Raw genomic sequence first — 19,261 nt, 5'->3', positions numbered from 1 at the left:
TTGCAATTGTAAGGACATGACGGCCCTATAGCTCTATGATCTGGCGCAGCCTGAAGCCGAAAAAGTCTTTCGCTTTCTCGAAAACAGTCTCCGCGTCTACACAGAAGGAAAGTTAAATGCGCTGCGTCTTTATCAACATTCGCTGCAAACCGGGGCATTCCTACCGTGTTGCTGAGGCGATTGCATTGCGCGAGATTCATTCAGAGCTTTATTCCACGTCCGGCCCGTTTGACCTTTTGATGAAGCTGTACGTTCCCGAGAGTGAGGATATCGGAAAATACATCAACGATAATGTGCTCGATATCGCGGGCATCGAGAGAACCGAAACGACCCTGACATTCAAGGCCTTCTAGCTCAGGATTTCGAACCGCGTGACATCGACCAACCCACGATCGGTGATCTTGAGTGCCGGAATGACCGGTAGCGCCAGAAACGCCAATTGCAAAAACGGCTCTTGCAACGTGACCCCCAGGGATTTAGCCGCCGCGCGCAAACCAATGAGCCTATCACGCACGACTTCAAATCGCTCAAGGCTCATCAGCCCAGCCATGGGCAACGCCAGTTCCGCAAGCACCTGCCCCCCCTCGACGACTACAAAACCACCTTCTATTTCGCCGAGTCGGTTCACGGCAACAGCCATGTCCGCATAATCAACGCCAACACAAACGATATTGTGATGGTCGTGACAGACAGTCGAGGCAATTGCCCCGGCCTGCAAGCCAAAACCCTGCACAAATCCTGTTGCGATATTGCCATTCTTTCCGTGCCGCTCAACAACCGCAATGCGTACTAGGTCCCGCGCGACGTCTGGACACTTGTCACCATTCTGCGGGGCGATTTCTTCGTGCAGATGCTCCGTCAGAATCTTGCCACTCAGGATACCGATCACATCGGTTTCGGCCCGATTGCCCGCGTGACGAAAATCCTCTGGCCGAACTTTAGGAGCATTTACGGAGTTCCGCCCAATTGGTGGTATTTCGTAACGTGCGGCGAATGTACTGGCATCTGCCACCCGACCACTGCAGAGCACCAATCGCACATCGCAAGCCTCCAACGTCCCAACGGCTACGATATCGGCACGTCGCCCCGGCGCAATCAAACCGCGATCTTTTAGCCCAAATGCTTCTGCTCCGGACAGCGACGCCGCACGATAGGTTGCCAATGGGGAAGATCCGAGCGCTATCAAACGTCGGATCATGTGATCGAGATGCCCTTCTTCGGCGATATCGAGCGGGTTGCGGTCATCCGTACACAGGCACATGTAGGGGGCTGTGACATCCGTCAATAGCGCTTGTAGAGCATTCAGATCCTTGCTGACCGACCCCTCGCGGATCAGAATGCGCATGCCGCGCTGCAGTTTCTCGCGCGCCTCCTCTGGCGTTGTCGCCTCATGTTCGGTGCGAATTCCTGCAGAACAGTAGGCGTTAAGATCGCGACCCGAAAGCTGCGGACAATGTCCGTCGACATGCGCCCCTTTAAACAACCGCAGTTTGGCCATCATGCCCGGATCACGGTGGATGACGCCCGGGTAATTCATCACCTCGGCCAACCCGATGCCAGAGCGATGACCCATCACGCAGCAGAGATCCTCTGCCGTAATTTCGGCGCCAGAGGTTTCCATATCCGTCGAGGGCACACAGGACGACAGTTGGACCCGAATATCCATCAAGGTATGCTCGGAGGCGGCTTGAAAATAGCGAATTCCGTCGAGGCCCAATACATTGGCGATCTCGTGCGGGTCACAAATGGCCGTGGTCACCCCACGCGGCGTGACACAACGGTCGAACTCATAAGGTGTGACCAGCGAGCTTTCGATGTGGAGATGCGTGTCGATAAAGCCCGGCACAAGGATGAGGCCTGAAACGTCGATCACAGCGCGCCCTTCATAGGCGGCCCCAATGCCCACGATGGTATTGCCGCAGACCGCGACATCTCCGGGAATCAAATCCCCCGTGACGAGGTCAAGCACCTGCGCCCCACGCAGCACCAGATCAGCGGGGTCATCGCCCCGCCCCTGTGCGATCCGTTGTTCGAGATCTGACATGTTTACGCCCCCCGCGACATTCAGCGAGTGTCGCGCGGAGGGTAGCCAAGAGCAAGCCCATTGAGCCAAAACCATCGACCACGGGCTTGCTGTCAGAGAATGATTACCCGGTCTTCGCCGTTGGCTTTTCGAGCTTCATTTCGGGTTTGCACGCCATGCCGTTGTAGCGGCCGACCAGCGATTCGTTACGGCGCTGATAGGCACGCGCCTCGTCGCCCGCGGCCCCCTTGAGATCCATAAAGAACCAAGGGACGACAAGGAAAGCGCCTGCTGTTCCGGCAACGATGTTCTGCGTGGTTTTGGCCTGCTGCTCTTTGACGAGGCCTTGAATAGCATGGGTATTGGCCGTGATCTCGGTGCGCAACTGGGAGCAAGAGAGCGCGCCGTCGCCGGACTGAATTTCGTCAACAGGATCGGGGGCACGACCACCACAACCGCTCAACACGGCAATGGACAGGAGGGCAGGTGCTAACAACTGGTTCATCTGATTACCTTTTAACAGAATGTTCGCGTCAGTACCTCGCTCCTAAGCCAATGAAAAGCAGCAATTTTCCTTTAGCCGCGCCGACGCTTGCGGCGCCCACCATCGCTTCCATCTCCATGGGTGTTGAAACTCGGAGTTGGCAAGGTCACGATCTTGGCCAATTCGGGAAACGGATCGGTCTTGTGTGGGATCGCGTTTGCCGCAACAAAATGCTCTTGGAATTTCGGCTCGATCGCGGTCTCGACCTTGGTAATCTGGCCCACGACACGCTCGATTTCGCGCCGGGCGGCAACATTGCAGAGCGCAATGCGCGCACCGGTACCCGCCGCATTGCCCGCCGATGTCACCTTGTCGAGCGGGACATCGGGGATCATGCCAAGCACCATCGCATGTAGCGGCGAGATATGCGCTCCAAATGCTCCAGCCAGAACCACCCGGTCCACTTTGTCCACACCGCGCTCGTCCATCAACAGGCGCGCGCCGGCGTAAAGCGCAGATTTGGCGAGCTGGATCGCTCGTATATCGCCTTGGGTTACGGTAATGACCGGACCGCCTGCGGCACTCCCATCATGGATCAAATAAGAATGGGTGCGTCCGTCTTCGATCATCCGCGCGGTGCCCGTGGCCGCCGCCGATCCGATCAGACCGGAATCGTCCAAGAGGCCGGCCATCCGCATTTCGGCAACCGCCTCGATGATGCCGGAGCCGCAAATGCCGGTGATACCGCCGTCGCCCACCTCTTCGGTGAAACCATCGTCATCCGACCATTTGTCAGACCCGATCACCCGAAACCTTGGTTCCTTGGTCACCGGATCAATGCGGATCGCCTCAATTGCGCCGGGTGCGGCCCGTTGCCCACTGGAAATCTGCGCGCCCTCAAAGGCCGGTCCGGTGGGGGATGAACAGGCCAGAACCCGCGTCTTGTCACCCAACAATATCTCGGCATTGGTGCCCACATCGACGATCAGCGCCAGATCTTCAGATTTGCCGGGCTCTTCACTCAGCGCCACAGCGGCGCAATCCGCGCCCACATGGCCCGCAATGCAGGGCAGCACATAGACCTGTGCCCGCGGGTTTATCGCCGTGAGGTCCAATTCCTTGGCACCCAAGGTCAGGCTTCCAGACGTCGCAAGCGCAAAGGGCGCCTGCCCGAGTTCTACCGGGTCAATCCCCAAAAGCAGGTGATGCATGACTGGATTGCAAACAAACACTGTCTCGACGATGAGATTTGCATCAACCCCCGCCTCTTTGGCGATCTCCTCAGCCAACAAGTTGAGCGCATCACGCACGGTCGCCGTCATTTCCTTGTCACCGCCGGGGTTCATCATGGAGTAGCTGACACGGCTCATCAGATCCTCGCCAAAGCGGATCTGCGGATTCATGATACCAGACGAGGCCTTGACCTCGCCGGTTTCCAGATCCGTCAGATGCGCGGCGACCGTGGTCGAGCCAAGATCAATCGCCAGACCAAATAGCCCACCCTCGTGCAGTCCGGGCCATATCTCCAGAATTTGCGCCGCCGCGTCAGCGTGACCGCGGTGCAGCGCCACTGTTACCTGAAACTTGCCCTTGCGCAGAACGGGTTGCAGCTTCGACAACAAGCTGAGATCAGCACGAATATTGTCAATCTCCCATTGCGATTTGAGCGCGCGCTTGAGGCGTTCGAAATCTCCGGTTGGCTCGTGCATGTCGGCCTCTTCGACTTCAACGAAATAGAGCCGAGTTGCCGGGTCCATCTCGATCACGCGGGCCGAAGCAGCTTTGCGCACCACCTGCTTGTGGACTTGGCTCTCAGGGGGCACGTCGATCACAACATCGCCCATGATTTTTGCCTGACAGCCGAGCCGACGTCCCGGTTTCAGGCCACGCTTCTGGTCATACCGCTCTTCAACCGCGTTCCAGTCCGACAGCGCGTCCTGATGCACGGTAACACCGTGTTTTGAGAACTCACCATAGCCCGGCGAGATCTGGCATTTCGAGCATATCCCGCGCCCACCGCAAACGGAATCAAGATCGACACCAAGCTGCCGCGCGGCCGTCAGGACTGGGGTGCCTATGGCAAATCGCCCACGCTTACCGGACGGGGTGAATACGACGAGAGGGTCTGTCGACATAACGAATATCCTGCTTCTGACGCTGCGCTTGCGCGGAACATAAGGCATAGGCGCTTGCCCGACAGCCCACAAGCGTCAGAAAATCGTCGTCGCGCGGCATGACCTGATAATCAAACAGCCCCTAAGACAGAGTCCAGCCAAAGAGCCAGATTGCGAGAGGCACAGGCGCGGTCGCAATCACAAGAGTCAGAATTGCCAAATGCGCCCGAAACACGCCCGATAACCCGGACACAAATGCAATACCACCTCCGCCCCCGATCATCGAATTTCCCGGAATGTTGATAAGGAGCGCGAGGTTGACGTAGCGATATTTGACAACCCAGCTCAAATAGCGCGCGGGCAACTGCGCTTGCACAAAGCTGGCCCGCTCATCGAGGGGCAGCGCCTGAAACCTTTCGAACATCAGGCAGGCCCGCGTGAGATGCAGATCGAGCAGTATGCGGCTAAGCCAACGATAGGGGACCTTGCATCCAACTATATAGGCCAAAATTAGACCAGATGCCGTGGCAAGCCAGACCAAAGGCGCAATATCCGGGCCACCGACGGCTAGAACCATGAGGCCGATTTCAATGCCCGGCACAAACGGAATGGCGATCAGAACGGCATAGATCAAGAGCGCCGCCGCTAGAACGCTCGGTATGGCCCAGCCAAAATTATTCTGTGTGATCCAGCCTTGCGCCCAGACAAAGAGCTCGTGCAGCAAGATTGCCAAGATCACGAGCGCCACAAGGCGCAGCGCAGTCCGGAACAGCCCGATTTTGACAGGCGGCGGAACCGGCGTTTCAAGAATTGGAAGGTCGTTTTTGTCCATAGCCGAGTCTATGGTTCATTCACCGGTCTCCACAATGGCCCGCAGACAGAGATCACACGCATTTGCTTGACGGGCGAACTGCAGATCTGTCTCAGTCCATTCAACCTGCGCTGATCACTCAGACCGGAATGTCAGCCAGTGTGACTCATACCCTTCGAATGTCAGCGCCTAGACCAGCCATCAGAGGCTCAAAAATTGGAAAGGAGGTTGCGATCGGGCTTGCGTCATCGACACTGACCGGAGCCGTTGTCGCCATTCCCATCACCATGAACGACATCGCGATCCGGTGATCGAGATGACTGGCGCAGGTCTGTCCGCCTTGAACATTTCCGTGCCCTCTCCCATGCACAATCCACCAATCTGGACCGTCCTCGACCTCGACGCCCCCCGCGCGCAATCCAGCCGCCATTGCCTCGATCCGGTCGCTCTCTTTGACACGCAGTTCCTTGACCCCGCGCATGACGGTCTCACCTGTCGCGAATGAGGCGACCACCGACAGAACCGGATACTCGTCGATCATGCTTGCCGCGCGCTCGGGAGGCACCTCTATGCCCTTGAGGTCAGGCGAGAACCGGGCGCGCAGATCGGCCACAGGCTCACCGCCTTCTTCGCGCAGGTTCTCATACTCCAGATCGGCCCCCATCTCGCGCAAGGTTGCAAAGAGCCCGGCGCGCGTTGGATTAAGGCCGATATTTGGAACCAGAACATCGGACCCCGGAACAATGATCGCCGCGCAGACGGGAAAGGCCGCAGAGCTTGGGTCGCGCGGCACCACGATGGTCTGAGCCCTGAGTTCGGGTTGGCCTGTCAGCGTGATCACCCGCCCTTCGGCGGTGTTTTCTGTGACAATCTCGGCCCCGAACCCAGCCAACATCCGCTCGGTATGATCGCGCGTTGCGTCCCGCTCGATCACCACGGTCTGTCCGGGCGCGTTCAGCCCCGCCAAAAGCACGGCACTCTTAACCTGCGCCGACGGCACAGGCACGACATAACGTATCGGCACCGGATCAGCAGCGCCCACGATGGTCATCGGCAACCGGCCTCCCGCCCGTCCAACAGAGCGTGTCCCAAACAACGCCAACGGGTCCGTCACCCGCGCCATTGGCCGTTTGTTCAAACTGGCATCGCCAGTGAACGTTGCGGTTATGGGTGAGGTCGCCATCGCGCCCATGATCAACCGCACCCCTGTCCCCGAATTTCCGCAATCAATGACATGATCCGGTTCGGCAAAGCCTCCAACGCCAACACCATGAACGTGCCAAGAGCCCGTCTCGTCACGCGTCACTTCGGCCCCAAAGGCCCGCATCGCCTTGGCCGTGTCCAGCACGTCCTCACCTTCGAGCAGCCCGGTGATCACAGTCTCTCCCACGCTCAACGCCCCAAGAATCAGCGAACGGTGCGAGATCGACTTGTCTCCCGGCACATCGGCAACACCGGAAAGAGGCCCGGAGCGGTGCGAGGTCATTGGGGTCGGAGTGCCGTGGCCAGACATGATGTGCCTCTTGAATAGTCTGTGTTGTCCGCCCAATAGCCCAAGCTGGGGCACCCGTCCATGACCTTTGCCACGCCAACTTTTATGGGGCGGCACCCAGTTGGGTCACGATGCTGTGCCCCGGTGCATAGCACAGACGAGCAAAGGTCACGGCCCGCGCGTGATCCCATGTCAGGCGCTCGATCACAAACAGAGGTGCGCCCGGATGCGTGGTCAGGATCATGGCCTCAGCCTCGGTTGCAGCTTGGGCCGCCAAACGGATTTCCCCATGGGTATAGGGGACATTGGCCAACAACCACTCATTGGCGTTCAGCGCCTTAAAGTCCTGATCATCAGCGGCGGGGGCTGTCTCGAGATTGATCCAGCGATCTTCGAAGACAAAGGGCTCACCAGAGGCCAGATGCAGGGCCGTCACGTGCAGACATTGGATGGGGCCTTCGGCGCAGAACCGACGCGCCAGACCAAGCGGCGGCGCGGCACGGGCACGGCTCAGACGACGATACTCGTATGTCTTCCCAAGGGCGCTGACTTCCTGCCGGATCACCGGAATGTCCACGGTCGCGCGGCTCACAGGGTGCAAAGCAACGCGTGTCCCTGCCTTGCGCCGTCGCTCGACAAGTCCAAGCTCGGCCAATGCTCTCAGAGCACGATTGACGGTGGCGCGCGCGCACCCAAATTCCTGTGCCAGATCGGCCTCGTTCGGAATCACGGCACCTGGCGGCCACTCACGCGCATGGATACGGCGCAAGACCTCGTCCTGAATCGATTGCCAACTTTTGAACTGTGGTTCTGACATGGGGCATTCCAACGCGATTTCGTACTCTGGCAAGGACTGCAACTTTGCCGTTCCGCAGCATTGCGCGCCCTTATCGGTAAGCCTTGTCTGTTACGCCACGACCTCGAACAGAAGGCAAGCCCCCCTGCAGCCAGGCCGTGGATGTATCAGCGCAGACAGTCTTGACAGATTAATATGTATAGACATAATATTCAATCGCGGTTCAGAAAATCACAAGGGTGCTCTGCATGCTTCTGCGCAACGCAACTTTAGCAACACTGCAGGGGGATGACCCCTATGGCCTGGTTCTTCATGGAGCAATCCTCGTTGATGCTGGTCGTATTGTCTGGCTTGGGAAAGACGCGGATGTCCGGAAGGGATACCAAGGACCGGAAGAAGATCTTGAAGGACGCCTCGTTACCCCTGCGTTGATCGATTGTCATACCCATATCGTCCACGGCGGCAACCGTTCCGGTGAATTTGAGATGCGGCTAAACGGAGCGAGCTATCAGGACGTTGCCCGTGCTGGTGGAGGGATCGTTTCAAGCGTTACCGCGACTCGCGCAGCCTCGGAAGAGATGTTGCTCAAGGGGGCTTTACGCTTTGTTGACGCGCTGATTGCCGAGGGCGTTTGCACCATCGAGGTGAAGTCCGGCTATGGGCTGGACATCGACACGGAGTTGAAGATGCTGCGTGTGGCGCGATCCATCGAAGATGTGCGTGACATTCGTGTGAAAACCACCTTTCTCGGAGCCCACGCAATTCCTAAGGAGTTTGGCGGACGTACGCTCGCGTATGTTCAGCAGGTTTGCATTCCCACACTCAATGCAGCGCATGCGGCCGGCCTCGTCGATGCTGTGGACGGCTTCTGCGAGGGAATTGCATTCTCTCCCGATGATCTGGAGCCTCTCTTCGCAAGGGCGCAGTCACTTGGCCTGCCAATCAAACTTCACGCAGAGCAGTTGAGCCACCTTGGCGGCACGCAATTCGCCGCGCGTTACGGGGCTTTGTCTGCGGATCACCTGGAATACGCGACCAATGAGGATGCCAAGGCAATGGCTCAGTCTGGCAGCGTGGCGGTCATCCTACCGGGGGCGTTCTACACCCTTCGTGAGACGCAAATGCCACCGATCGACGCCTTTCGCGCTGCGGGCGTGCCAATGGCCTTGGCCACCGATTGCAACCCCGGTTCGTCACCCTTGGCGTCAGTGTTGTTGACGATGAACATGGGGTGCACTCTTTTCCGCATGACACCCGAAGAGGCGCTCGCGGGGGTAACGCGACACGCTGCGCGCGCCTTGGGGCTTGATGATTGCGGGATGCTTGCCACAGGCATGCGCGCAGACCTTGCCGTTTGGGACGTCGAGCATCCAGCCGAATTGGCATATCGGATTGGCTACAACCCGCTCTGGCGGCGCATTTTCGGAGGCAGGGCGTGACAGTTATCGTAGCACCAGGACAAGAACGGCTCGCCGCACTTGAGAGTATCTGGCGGAACAACCTTTCAGTGGAACTGGATCGCAGCGTCAAATCGGATGTCGAAGCCGCACATGCGCTCGTTGCACGCGCTGCGTCTGGCCATACGGCTGTGTATGGCGTCAATACGGGCTTTGGCAAGCTCGCCAGCGTAAAGATACCACCGGAGAAAACTGCCGAGTTACAATGCAATCTCATCCTGTCACATTGTTGCGGCGTCGGAGAGGCGTTGGATATCGCGACCACTCGGTTGATGATGGTGTTGAAACTTCTCAGCCTTGGGCGTGGGGCGTCTGGGGTGGCGTGGTCTACCATCACGTTGCTCGAAACGATGCTGGCGCATGGCGTCACACCTGTTGTGCCGGATCAGGGGTCGGTTGGCGCCTCGGGGGATCTGGCGCCCTTGGCTCATATGGCAGCGGTGATGATTGGCGCGGGCGAAGCCTGGGTGAACGATACGCGAATGCCCGGTGACAGGGCGCTTGCCCTTTGCGGTCTGAGCCCAATAACCCTCGGCCCAAAGGAAGGATTGGCGCTGATCAATGGCACCCAGTTTTCAACGGCTTGCGCGCTGACCGGACTCTGGACGGCGTGGCGCAACGCCCAGAACTGTGTGGTGACGGCAGCGCTCTCGACCGATGCCATCATGGGGTCCACCGCGCCATTGGTGGCAATGATCCATGAATTACGCGGCCATCGTGGTCAGATTGACATGGCCCGCGCCCAATCTGACCTTATGACAGGCAGCCAGATTCGTGAAAGCCACCGCGAAAACGATACGCGTGTGCAAGACCCCTATTGCATTCGTTGTCAGGCACAGGTCTCCGGCGCTGCTGTTGACCTGTTGCGCCAAGCTGGCGCGGTGTTGGAAATTGAGGCGAACGCGGTAACCGACAATCCCTTGGTTCTGGTGGACCCAACTCATCCAGAGGGTGGCATGATCGTTTCGGGCGGCAATTTCCACGCCGAACCAGTCGGCTTTGCCGCAGATCAGATCGCTATGGCGATTTCAGAGATTGGCGCAATTGCGCAACGTCGCGTGGCGCTGATGGTCGATCCCACGCTGAGTTTTGATCTCCCGCCCTTCCTGACTCCTGATCCGGGTCTGAACTCAGGTCTCATGATTGCAGAAGTGACGACTGCCGCGTTGATGAGCGAGAACAAGCATCTGGCCAATCCCTGCACGACCGATTCCACGCCGACGTCTGCCAATCAAGAGGATCACGTCAGCATGGCGGCACATGCCGCGCGACGCCTCAAGCGCATGAATGACAACTTGAGTGTGATACTGGGGGTCGAGGCAATCTGCGCGGCGCAAGGCATCGGATTTCGCGCGCCAATGCAGACAAGCGCCGCACTCCAAGCAGTCATCACCCGTCTGCGTGAGCAGATACCACCGCTGACCAAAGATCGCTACCTTGCTCCCGATTTGAACGCCGCAGCACAGATGGTGCGTGCCGGGGAACTTGTCGTGGCGAGCGGGCTGGATCTGCGTCTGAGTGGTCCGGCGCAGACCCGGGTGTTTTGAGAATGGTGGATTTGCGCCCGATACACCCGCTTTGTGCGCGGCTGTCATTCGCATTGCGCACGTCAGCATTAAACATACGTAGCCGTACGTTTTGGGTCAGTGGACCCTACGCGTCAATCGACCTACAATTTTTACCCCCTGACTATCCGACTGGGAAGGAACCGAAATGACCGATCCGCGTCACAATGCCCGCGACATCTATCCGGACACAGGCACAAAAATCTCCGCCAAGAGCTGGCTGACCGAAGCCCCACTCCGGATGCTGATGAACAACCTTCACCCGGATGTGGCTGAAAACCCGCACGAACTTGTGGTCTATGGCGGCATTGGGCGCGCGGCGCGTACCTGGCAGGATTTTGACCGCATCATCGCCGCGTTGCGATCCCTTGAAGAGGACGAAACGCTTTTGGTCCAATCCGGTAAGCCGGTAGGTGTTTTTCGCACCCACAAAGACGCACCACGGGTTTTGATTGCTAATAGCAATCTCGTACCGCATTGGGCCACTTGGGATCATTTCAGCGAACTCGATAAGAAAGGGCTGATGATGTACGGTCAGATGACCGCCGGTTCGTGGATTTATATAGGATCTCAGGGGATCGTGCAGGGCACCTATGAGACCTTTGTTGAGGCGGGCCGACAGCACTATAATGGCAGTCTGACCGGTCGCTGGATCCTGACCGGGGGCCTTGGCGGCATGGGTGGCGCGCAGCCTTTGGCGGCGGTGATGGCAGGAGCCTGTTGTCTGGCCGTGGAATGCGACGAGACCCGCGCCGAATTTCGCAAGCGCACCCGTTATGTGGACGAAATCACCCATGATCTGGACGAGGCGCTCGCCATGATAAACCGGTGGTGCAAAGCGGGCGAGGCCAAGAGCGTCGGCTTGATTGGAAATGCCGCCGACATCTTTCCAGAGCTCGTGCGGCGCGGCGTCAAGCCCGATATCGTGACCGATCAGACAAGTGCGCATGATCCCCTGCATGGCTACCTGCCTCAGGGCTGGAGCGTCGCCGAATGGCGCGCGCGTCAAGAAAGCGATCCTAGAATGGTAGAACGTGCCGCGCGTGCCTCCATGCGGGTGCAGGTGCAGGCCATGGTCGATTTTTGGAACGCTGGTGTTCCGACGCTCGACTATGGCAACAACATTCGCCAAATAGCGCTTGAGGAAGGGTTGGATACAGCCTTCGCCTTTCCCGGATTTGTACCCGCCTATATCCGACCACTGTTTTGTCGTGGGATTGGGCCGTTTCGCTGGTGTGCCCTAAGCGGCGACCCCGAGGATATTTACAAGACAGACGCCAAGGTTAAGGAACTGATTGACGATCCACATTTGCACAACTGGCTCGACATGGCGCGCGAGAGGGTTGCGTTTCAAGGTCTGCCCGCACGGATTTGCTGGGTAGGACTTGGCGTGCGACATAAACTCGGTCTCGCGTTCAATGAGATGGTGCGCAGCGGTGAATTGAGCGCCCCGGTTGTCATTGGCCGCGACCATCTCGATAGCGGCTCAGTGGCAAGCCCCAACCGCGAGACCGAAGCTATGAGGGATGGATCTGACGCCGTGAGCGACTGGCCTCTTCTCAACGCGCTGCTGAACTGCGCGTCAGGCGCCACTTGGGTGAGCTTTCACCATGGCGGCGGCGTGGGAATGGGATTCAGCCAGCATTCCGGCATGGTGATCTGCTGCGATGGAACTGAAGAGGCGGACCGGCGTCTTGCACGGGTGCTTTGGAATGATCCTGCGACTGGTGTCATGCGCCATGCCGATGCGGGATATGAGATTGCACTGGATTGCGCGAGGGAACACGGGTTAAATCTCCCTAGCATTTTAACCTGACCCATGAATGACGTATTGAGGATAACATGATGACTCTAGAGCGGTTTGTATTAGCACAGAACAAGATATGGCCGCTCCCACTCCAAGAGATCGCATCCGGCGAAAAGCGCCAGCATTGGGCGTGGTTCGTTTTGCCACAGGTCAAAGGGCTGGGTCGGTCCGAGTTTGCAAAATCCTTTGCAATCGACGATCTTGACCACGCGCGCGCCTACTTGGCGCATCCGGTCCTTGGTCCCCGTCTGATCGAAACCTGCGCCGCCATGTTGGCATTGCAGAACACCTCCGCAGAACGAGTGTTGGGCGGCATCGACGCACTTAAGCTTCAATCCTGCGCCACCTTATTTGCAGAGGCCGGAGGTCAGCAAATTTTCTCCGATGTTCTGGCGAGATTCTATGGCGGCATACGCTGCGAAACCACACGCGATTACCTTGCAGGACGGCGTGCATTGCCAACAGACGACGAGTACTTTCCACGCCCACCACAGCCCGACCTGCCGACTGGCGTGGCCTGAACCGTCAGCGCAGTCTCTGGATGGCGCTATATCCCATATTTGGACCAGCCCAGTGGCGAGATTGTAATATCCTGCCACTTGAATCTACCAGATAGGAATTGACCACACTTCGATCCGATTGCCAGCACTCTGCTGTCATTCGAACCACGGATGCAGTGCCATTGGCCCCCGCCAAGGTTTCTGTGTCACCGCGCGTGATCTTGCAATCTGATTTCAGGGTCACGATCTTGTTTTCCCCATCGAGATAGCGCTGCTGAATCTTTGCGACGCCGTTTTCCCGGCGGGTCACAACATCAAGCAACGGCTCAATCCTTGACGACATCAGATCATTCCCAAGCCCCCGCGTCGCAACCAACACACCGTTGCGGGTCGTCGCACTGCGCCGATCTGAACTGCCATAAGAGGCCCATGTCTGGTGCGGCCCATTCTGCTCGATTGGACGCAAAACGGCAGCCGCCTTACGATCCTCCAAGGCATAGAGCGCAACTGGACCTGTCGTATTCGCCAAGGCTTCCATCGCAACCGACGAGACGAGCTGAGGGTCAGGGGCAACAGGTTTGACTCTTTGTTGATTGATCAAGCTCTTGCCAACCGAAAAAACGTTCTCCGAACTCCGCTGGTTGGAGCACGCAGCCAGCACCATGAGACCTCCCAGTAGGAAAACTTGGGGCAGCGATCGGCACATCATCTCCAGAACTTCCCCCAACTCGCGGCCGCGTCGCGTCTGTGCGATGTCCGAACTGTTTCATATAGACGCCCGCTTACATTCAAACGCTGACCACCATCGCGGGTTAGCGAGCGGATGACGGCCGTCGGGGCCTGCTGTGTTGGCTTGCCCAAGATCCAAGAGATTGGCGCAGTTATACGAATGCCCTTGTCGAACGATCCTTCGCCGAAATCCTGAGCCGAAACATCAGTTTTCGTCGCGAACGCACCCACCTTCCAACCGTTGGCGAATTCGCGGTCGAGGCCTACCGTTACACCCCAGTCCCCTGCCAGATAGCGCCCGGCATCTACCTGCGCGTGATATCCGCCACCTAAATCATAATAAACCGACGCATGCCCATTGAACTCAGGGATCGCGCCGCTGATCGTGTTCCGATCCCGCAAGCCAAAATCACCATCAAAATCGCGTGGTCGGACATAGTTCAACTCGGCGCCTATTGCGATCCGGCTGTCTACTGGCCGCCAAAGCACCTCGGTCGAGACCCCAGCGTACATCTGCTCCAGATAACCCACAGTCCCCCGGGCGTATACATCCGGCGCAAGGCGCTGATACTTGCTCAGGGTCAGCCAGTCGAGACGAGGAGCATCCGATTTTGCATAAAGCGCCGCATCGGAGCGCACCCGCGGTATGCGCGAATTGCTGACTCGGTTCGATTTATCAAGGTTACCAAAGAGTTTGACGGATGTCGCCGCGCGCGCCACCCAGCCTCGCCCAAATTCCACCTGACCCTGAAACCGAAGCGCAACATCGACCCGCGCAGGATTATCAGGATCAAACAAGCTGATCCGCGTGAAGGGATTGATCCCCCAACCGTAACGTGGAAACTTGCCGGGCAAAGGTTCAGGCAGATTTCCAAATCGCAGACTGTCGCTGAAAGTTGCCGCCGCCAGAGCGTCATCAGCGGCCATATGTTCGAGCCGCTCAATATCACTGCGTGCGAAACTGACCGTGCTGGCAGGAATTCCCTTTACGTAGAGGGTGATATGAAAGTTCTCGACAGAGGCGGGCAAAACCCGTGTCATCACGCGGGCTGTTCGGCCAAGTGCCTGCGAGGTCTGGTCATAGGTTTCGTTCTGAATTCCAACATAGGCGGCGCGGTCTTCTAGCCGCAACCTGATCAGGTCAATTTGATCCTGTGCAAGGGTCTCATCAAGCGTCTTGCTGACTTGTGCCCGCGCGGCTGGCACAGTGGCCCAACCAAGGTCACGCGCCGCGTCCGGATCACGAACCGCAACAGGCAATGGTGCAGGTTCCAACCCGCCAGGAATTGGCATTCGGCGCGGGTTGATCGCTATGGAAAGGTTCACGCCAATTTCCTCACCGTGCAGGACAAAGGCCCGCACGTTGGCATCTTGGCCCAGCTTGTAGGTCAATCCAAAATTGATCGGTGTGCTTTGATCAAAGATACCAGCCGTCTTCTCCGTGTCGTAGTTATCGGATGAATACTCGACGGCAAAAGCCAGCTTGTCGCTGATATCGTAGCTGAATCCACCGAAGAAACCGATGTCCCCTTTGAACCAGTTTGAGATGCTCACATCGCCACCGGTTCCGACGCCGGCAAAGTTAAAGGGCGTGCGTGTTCCAAACCCACCAATTGAATTGCTCGAGCCAAAACGCCCCCAACCCAAGCCCGCAGTTATACGCAAACGGTCTCGATAGGATTTCGTGGCAACCAGGTACTCGCCTCCGAGAACCCCCGTCCCTAAAAAGTCCTGAAGTCCGATCGCGATTGCCGGTGAATAGTCGGTTTCCTTGAACAGTCGGAACCGCAAATCAAAGCTACGGTCATAGAAGGTGCTGAACTGTGGCGTCAGATCCCGCGTACCCGAGTATCGAAAGCTGCCTGTGATCCAAGGTGCAATCTGAAAGCTGAGCGTGGTCTTGCTGAAGCCATCGAAATAGGCAACTGTCGTGGATAGCTGCGCATCCGGGGCCATTTCCGCCGTAGGCATATCCCATAGACCACCGGGTGTGCCGTAATTGTTTGTCACGGTTGTTGTCAGATCATTCGCCGACGCACTCGAAGCAGCGACCAAAACCACCGTCGCGCCGAACATGTTCCGCAATCTGCCTGTCATCGACTGTTCACCTGCTCCGAGCGCCTTCACTTTTCTCTTAGGGGACAATAACCGTCACAGTGCAACACAGCAATGTGAGTTTATAAATCAATCCACTTCGATCCACAAAAGCGAGAACATCGCACATTCAGATCAGAGTTGCTGCGATCACCGCGCCCGCAATACCAATCACAACGCCCAGACCTGCCCAGAGGGCGCGCTCAGGCCAAACAGAGCGTTTGGGCGGCACCTGTGGCGCAGTTTGACGAATAAGAGCCGCCTCTACCAGCCCCGGCAACCTCGGACCGTAGCGTGACAAAACCATCGCTGTCCGCCCCAAATCCCTGAGAGCGGCCCGGGGACCGATGGTCTGTTTTATATAATCCTCGACCACTGGCTTGGCGACCTGCCATATATTGATCTGTGGGTTGAGACTGCGCGCCACCCCCTCGACCACAACCATGGTCCGTTGAAGCAGAATCAATTCAGTGCGCGTTTCCATGCCGAAACGCTCAGTCACTTCGAAAAGATAGCTCAGCAGGCTCCCCATCGAAATCTTGCTCGCATCCATGCCGAAGATCGGCTCGCCAACAGCCCGCAATGCACGCGCAAAGGCATCGACATCACGATCTGCAGGCACATAGCCTGCCTCGAAATGCACTTCGGCTACACGTCGGTAATCCCGCCTTATGAATCCGTAGAGGATTTCCGCGTAAACCCGACGGGTATATTCATCAATATGCCCCATGATACCGAAATCATAGGCGATGACATTGCCATTGGCGGCCACCTTGAGATTTCCCTGATGCATGTCGGCATGGAAATAGCCATCCCGCAAAGCATGGTTGAGAAATAGCTGTAGCACCCGCACACCCAGTTCAGAGCGGTCATGTCCGGCAGCATCCAGTGCGGCGTTGTCCCCCAAAGGCAACCCATCCGCCCAAGCCATGGTCATCACGCGCCTCGACGACAGGTTCCATTGCACAGTGGGAAGTTGAAATCCCGCATCCTGCGCCGTATTCGCCGCGAACTCAGAGGCCGACGCCGCCTCAAGTCGCAAATCCAACTCGCCCATCACCACACCTTCGAAATGGGCAATCACATCCGTGGGGCGGAGTCGACGCGCACCCGGGGCCAGCAATTCGATCATCCGCGCGGCGAAATAGAACGCGTCTATATCGCGCCGGAAAGCCCGCTCAATCCCGGGGCGCAGGACCTTGACCGCCACAGCTTCGCCGCTGTCCCGCAGCCGCGCCTTGTGGACCTGCGCAATAGAAGCCGCAGCAACCGGTGGACTGAAATCGTCAAACATATCTTCAACCGGCCGCCCGAGTTCGTAAGCGATACTGCCCATTGCAAGCTCAACCGAAAACGGCGGCAGCTTGTCCTGCAGCACGCGCAACTCTCCAGCCAGCTTTTCACCAACAAGATCGGGCCGCGTGCTCAGAATCTGCCCGAACTTGATATAGGCAGGCCCAAGGGCGGTCAGCGCCCGAGGTGCAGGGGGCGTCGAGGGGTCTCCCTTGTAGCCCAACCATTGAAACGGCCAGGCCAGAAATCGCATCGTCCCACGCACCATCGGCGGAGCCTCGAATGCATCCATGATCAGACCCATGGCACCCGTACGTTCCAGCGTCGCACCCGTACGGATCAGCCGCAGAATATTGTGCGGTCCGCGCATCTCAAATCTTCCAGCCGGAATGCAAGCAGGCAATTCCGAGACTCAAATTGCGGTACTTTGCATTCTCGAATCCTGCAGCTCGCACCATCTGCAGAAATGTCTCTTGGTCAGGAAACTGACGGATAGATTCCACCAGATACTGATAGCTGTCGCGATCATCCGCGATCATCTGCCCCAAACGCGGGATGATGTTGAAGCTATATAGGTCATAGACCTTTTGCATCACCTCGTTGGGGATCTGACTGAATTCCAACACCATCAGCCGCCCGCCGGGTTTGAGCACGCGAAACGCCTCGTTCAGCGCCTCTTGCGGGCGGGTCACGTTGCGGATGCCAAAACTGATCGTGTAGACATCAAAGCTGTTGTTCTCAAACGGCAGCGCCATCGCGTCGCCCACCACCCAATCGAGGCTCTCGGCCATCTGCTCTGCCTCGGCACGCTTGCGCCCCTCGATGAGCATCGGCTCGGTCAAGTCCAACACTGTCGCGTGCGCCTGCCCTGCCCGCTTGAGAAAGCGAAAGGAAATATCCCCCGTTCCCCCCGCAACATCGAGCAGACGTTGACCCGAGCGTGGTGCCAGCCAATCCATCATCGCATCTTTCCATACTCGATGGATGCCAAGCGACATTGCGTCGTTCATCACGTCATATTTACTGGCAACACTGCCGAAAACGCCGCGCACGCGCCCGGCCTTCTCTGACTCGGGGATGTCTTGAAACCCGAAATGCGTGGTTTTTTCGATCATGGGCCTTGCCGCTCTTGTGTCTCGCCTTTCTTATAGGGCTATGACAGGGGGTTACAATGCGCCCCTTGTGCCCATCGAGGTCCGATATGCCCGAATTACCCGAGGTTGAGACAGTCCGCCGCGGCCTTGCCCCGGTCATGGAGGGGCAGGTGATCGCCCGCGCCACCGTGAACCGCCCCGACCTGCGCTGGCCCTTTCCACCCGAAATGTCGGCTCGCCTGACGTGTCAGCGCGTGCTGGCACTGCGGCGGCGATCGAAATACCTCCTTGCAGACCTTGCTTCGGGTGAGACATTGCTCATTCACTTGGGCATGTCGGGTCGGATGCTGATATCGGGTGATCCCCTCGGCCAGTTTGTTCACGCGCATCCAACCCCTGAAAAGCACGACCATGTTGTGCTTGATATGGCGGGCGGCGCGCGGATCACGTTCAATGACCCGCGCCGGTTTGGGGCAATGGACCTGATGCCCACGATCATGGCGGAATCGCATCCACTTTTAGCTCGGATTGGTCCAGAACCGCTGGGCAACGCCTTTAACGAGCTCTATCTGACCGCCGCACTCAAGGGTCGCAATACCCCGATCAAATCCGCGCTTTTGGATCAGCGAATCGTCGCAGGCTTGGGTAACATCTATGTTTGTGAAACTCTCTATCGCGCAGGCATTTCGCCCCTGACACGCGCCGGGACGCTCTCGGCCAAACGCGTCGCATCTCTGGTGCCAATCATCCGCGAGGTTCTCCGGGACGCCATCACCGCGGGCGGCTCTTCGCTGAGGGATTTCCGGCAAACCGATGGCGAACTAGGCTATTTTCAACATAGTTTTGACGTCTATGGGCGGGAGGGCGACCGATGCCGCACCTTGGGATGCACCGGCCTGATCACTCGCGTCATCCAGGCAGGCCGATCCAGCTTCTATTGCCCGAAGTGTCAAAGATAGGTTGAACGCGCAGCCAACAGTGGTAATGAATCACCCCTGATGC

16 protein-coding genes are annotated in these 19,261 nt (G+C 57.9%); 6 read left to right on the top strand and 10 right to left on the bottom strand.

The features are described 5' to 3' along the window. The first annotated feature begins 116 nt into the window (after positions 1 to 116). On the top strand, positions 117 to 353 hold the full coding sequence (locus ACSSVY_RS02105; RefSeq protein WP_009817203.1) for an Lrp/AsnC ligand binding domain-containing protein: 237 nt from the start codon (positions 117 to 119) through the stop codon (positions 351 to 353). Here the strand turns inward: ACSSVY_RS02105 and ade are convergent. The 6 genes from ade to ACSSVY_RS02075 all read right to left on the bottom strand — a co-directional run bounded on the left by ade (position 350) and on the right by ACSSVY_RS02075 (position 7,741). Continuing rightward, positions 350 to 2,044, bottom strand: coding sequence for an adenine deaminase (gene ade, locus ACSSVY_RS02100; protein WP_454267732.1), 1,695 nt, complete (start codon positions 2,042 to 2,044; stop codon positions 350 to 352). The two genes, ACSSVY_RS02105 and ade, sit on opposite strands and share 4 nt — an antisense overlap. 103 nt (positions 2,045 to 2,147) lie before the next feature. Beyond that, positions 2,148 to 2,528, bottom strand: a complete 381-nt coding sequence (locus ACSSVY_RS02095; protein WP_454267730.1) for a hypothetical protein — start codon at positions 2,526 to 2,528, stop codon at positions 2,148 to 2,150. Positions 2,529 to 2,599: 71 nt separating this feature from the next. Next, positions 2,600 to 4,642, bottom strand: coding sequence for an ASKHA domain-containing protein (locus ACSSVY_RS02090; protein WP_454267729.1), 2,043 nt, complete (start codon positions 4,640 to 4,642; stop codon positions 2,600 to 2,602). 121 nt (positions 4,643 to 4,763) lie between these two features. Further along, entirely contained in the window at positions 4,764 to 5,453 is a 690-nt protein-coding gene (locus ACSSVY_RS02085; protein ID WP_454267727.1) for a hypothetical protein, read from the bottom strand. 145 nt (positions 5,454 to 5,598) lie between these two features. Beyond that, a complete protein-coding gene (gene aroA / locus ACSSVY_RS02080) occupies positions 5,599 to 6,945 on the bottom strand; it encodes a 3-phosphoshikimate 1-carboxyvinyltransferase (RefSeq protein WP_454267726.1) in 1,347 nt (448 codons plus the stop codon). 82 nt (positions 6,946 to 7,027) lie between these two features. After that, positions 7,028 to 7,741 carry a UTRA domain-containing protein gene (locus tag ACSSVY_RS02075; RefSeq protein ID WP_454267725.1) on the bottom strand — a complete coding sequence of 238 codons (714 nt, stop codon included), beginning with the start codon at positions 7,739 to 7,741 and terminating at the stop codon, positions 7,028 to 7,030. 227 nt (positions 7,742 to 7,968) lie between these two features. On the opposite strand from ACSSVY_RS02075, the gene hutI reads away from it, so the two are divergent. From hutI to ACSSVY_RS02055, 4 genes are all read left to right on the top strand, one after another. Next, positions 7,969 to 9,159, top strand: coding sequence for an imidazolonepropionase (gene hutI / locus ACSSVY_RS02070; protein WP_454267724.1), 1,191 nt, complete (start codon positions 7,969 to 7,971; stop codon positions 9,157 to 9,159). Next, positions 9,156 to 10,724: a histidine ammonia-lyase gene (hutH, locus tag ACSSVY_RS02065; RefSeq protein WP_454267723.1), complete on the top strand. Its 1,569-nt coding sequence runs from the start codon at positions 9,156 to 9,158 to the stop codon at positions 10,722 to 10,724. The genes hutI and hutH overlap by 4 nt, the downstream gene beginning before the upstream one ends. A 166-nt stretch (positions 10,725 to 10,890) precedes the next feature. After that, positions 10,891 to 12,558, top strand: coding sequence for a urocanate hydratase (gene hutU, locus ACSSVY_RS02060; protein ID WP_454267722.1), 1,668 nt, complete (start codon positions 10,891 to 10,893; stop codon positions 12,556 to 12,558). Positions 12,559 to 12,584: 26 nt separating this feature from the next. Further along, positions 12,585 to 13,070 carry a DUF1810 domain-containing protein gene (locus ACSSVY_RS02055; protein ID WP_454267721.1) on the top strand — a complete coding sequence of 162 codons (486 nt, stop codon included), beginning with the start codon at positions 12,585 to 12,587 and terminating at the stop codon, positions 13,068 to 13,070. 4 nt (positions 13,071 to 13,074) lie between these two features. Here the strand turns inward: ACSSVY_RS02055 and ACSSVY_RS02050 are convergent, their stop codons facing one another. From ACSSVY_RS02050 to ubiE, 4 genes are all read right to left on the bottom strand, one after another. Further along, positions 13,075 to 13,713: a YjbF family lipoprotein gene (locus ACSSVY_RS02050; RefSeq protein WP_454267719.1), complete on the bottom strand. Its 639-nt coding sequence runs from the start codon at positions 13,711 to 13,713 to the stop codon at positions 13,075 to 13,077. Between the two features lie 41 nt (positions 13,714 to 13,754). Then, positions 13,755 to 15,854 (bottom strand): YjbH domain-containing protein, encoded by a 2,100-nt coding sequence (locus ACSSVY_RS02045; protein WP_454267831.1) that lies wholly within the window; start codon positions 15,852 to 15,854, stop codon positions 13,755 to 13,757. Between the two features lie 148 nt (positions 15,855 to 16,002). Beyond that, positions 16,003 to 17,535, bottom strand: coding sequence for a 2-polyprenylphenol 6-hydroxylase (ubiB, locus tag ACSSVY_RS02040; RefSeq protein ID WP_454267718.1), 1,533 nt, complete (start codon positions 17,533 to 17,535; stop codon positions 16,003 to 16,005). 1 nt (position 17,536) lies between these two features. Beyond that, positions 17,537 to 18,280 carry a bifunctional demethylmenaquinone methyltransferase/2-methoxy-6-polyprenyl-1,4-benzoquinol methylase UbiE gene (gene ubiE / locus ACSSVY_RS02035; RefSeq protein WP_454267717.1) on the bottom strand — a complete coding sequence of 248 codons (744 nt, stop codon included), beginning with the start codon at positions 18,278 to 18,280 and terminating at the stop codon, positions 17,537 to 17,539. Positions 18,281 to 18,366: 86 nt separating this feature from the next. On the opposite strand from ubiE, the gene mutM reads away from it, so the two are divergent. Beyond that, the gene (mutM, locus tag ACSSVY_RS02030; RefSeq protein WP_454267715.1) at positions 18,367 to 19,218 is read left to right on the top strand and encodes a bifunctional DNA-formamidopyrimidine glycosylase/DNA-(apurinic or apyrimidinic site) lyase; all 852 of its coding nucleotides are present in this window, start codon (positions 18,367 to 18,369) and stop codon (positions 19,216 to 19,218) included. The last annotated feature ends 43 nt before the right edge of the window (positions 19,219 to 19,261 follow it).

It is taken from the genome of Roseovarius sp. MBR-51 (assembly GCF_053628575.1).
This window is presented reverse-complemented; position numbering and strand designations above follow the sequence as displayed.